Origin of the sequence: Blastomonas sp. (assembly GCF_041747255.1) — a bacterium.
Classification (GTDB): Bacteria; Pseudomonadota; Alphaproteobacteria; order Sphingomonadales; family Sphingomonadaceae; genus Blastomonas.
Genome location: NZ_JBGTFM010000431.1, coordinates 1 through 1608, shown reverse-complemented (window position 1 = coordinate 1608; position 1608 = coordinate 1). Strand labels below are relative to the sequence as shown.

The 1608-nt window shown below is 65.5% G+C and carries 2 protein-coding genes; both read right to left on the bottom strand.

From position 1 onward, the window contains the following. Window positions 1–6: 6 nt before the first annotated feature. Entirely contained in the window at window positions 7–294 is a 288-nt protein-coding gene (gene groES, locus ACEW8G_RS14540) for a co-chaperone GroES (protein WP_067609626.1), read from the bottom strand. Window positions 295–443: 149 nt separating this feature from the next. After that, window positions 444–1608, bottom strand: a 1165-nt coding sequence (locus ACEW8G_RS14535) for an MATE family efflux transporter (RefSeq protein ID WP_373489119.1), incomplete at its 5' end; no start/stop codon positions are given.

Genomic DNA, 1608 nt, shown 5'->3' with positions numbered 1-1608 from the left:
AGCGGATCAGGAAATGATCCCCATGATGTCGCTTTCCTTCATGATCAGCAGGTCTTCGCCATCGAGCTTGACCTCGGTGCCCGACCATTTGCCGAACAGGATGCGGTCGCCGGTCTTGACGTCGGGCTTGATGCGATCGCCGTCCTCGTTGTAGGCGCCTTCACCGACGGCGATGATCTCGCCTTCGCTGGGCTTTTCCTTGGCGCTGTCGGGGATGATGATGCCGCCTGCGGTCTTCTCGTCGGCTTCGATGCGACGGACCAATACGCGGTCATGCAGTGGACGAAATGCCATAGTTTGACCTTCCTTTAAGAGGGTTGAATTGCAAGTTGGCACTCACGGGGGGTGAGTGCCAGCGGGTCGCATATGTGTATGCGCCCGTGCTTAGTCAACCGGCGTTCAGCTAAAAATTCTTCGCTCGAAGCGGTTTTTTGCCGGGCCGTTCAATCCACGCGCAAGGGGCGCTGCGTCAGCCCCAGCGCCTCGCGGCGGTGCCAGCGCCAGGTCAGCAGCAGCGCCGCACAGGTCAGCCCGATGGCGAGCCCGATCCACACCCCCACGCCCTCGAGCGGAGTGGCGAAGCCGAGCACCATCGCGGTCCCGAACCCGGGCACCCAATAGGAGAAGGCGGCGATCCACATCGGCACGCGGGTGTCCTGCAGGCCGCGCAAGGCCCCCGCCGCGACCGCCTGCATCCCGTCGAACAGCTGGAAGGCCGCAGCGATAACGATATATTGCAAGGCAAGGCCCACCAGCACCGCATTGGCGGGATCCCAGGGGTCGAGATAGATCGCGATCAGCGGCTTGGGGGCGAGCACCATCGCCAGCGCGGTCAGCGCCATGAAGCCGGTGCCGATCACGATCGCGCACCAGCCCGCGCGCTGCATCCCCACGGGATCGCGCGCGCCGTAGAAATAGCCGACGCGGATTGTCGCTGCCTGGCCGATCCCGAAGGGCACCTGGAAGGCGAGCGCGGCGATCTGCAGCGCTATCGTGTGCGCGGCGAGCTGGCTGGCGCCGATATTGCCCATCAGAAAGGCCGCCGCGCCGAAGATGCCGGCCTCGGCGGTGATGGTCAGCGCAATCGGAGTGCCGATTTTGGTGATGGTCCAGGCGCGCGCCCAGTCGGGCGACCACCAGCGGCCGAACACGTGATAGCGGTGCAGCCGCCGGTCCATCCGGATCGCCAGCATATAGGCGCCGAAGGTGAACAGCGCGGTGATGATCGTGGCGATCGCCGCGCCGCGAAGGCCCAGCTCGGGCGCGCCCAGATTGCCGAAGATGAAGGCGTAATTGGCCAGCGCGTTGACCCCGATGCCAGCCGCGGTGATCGCGGTGGCGAACACCGGCCGCCCCAGCGCCGAGACGAAATTGCGCAGCACATTGTTGAACAGCATCGGGATCAGCGAGAAGATGATCACCGTGTTGTACTGGTTCGCGAGGCCGATGATGGTCTCGTCCTGCCCGGTGACGCGCATCAGCGGGCCGAGCAGCAGGCAGATCCCCAGTCCCAGCAGCCCGCTGATGACCGATATCCACAAGCCCATCCGGGTCGCGCGGCGCACCGTCCGCAGCGCGGGTGCGCGCTCGCCCAGCTCGGCGGCGATC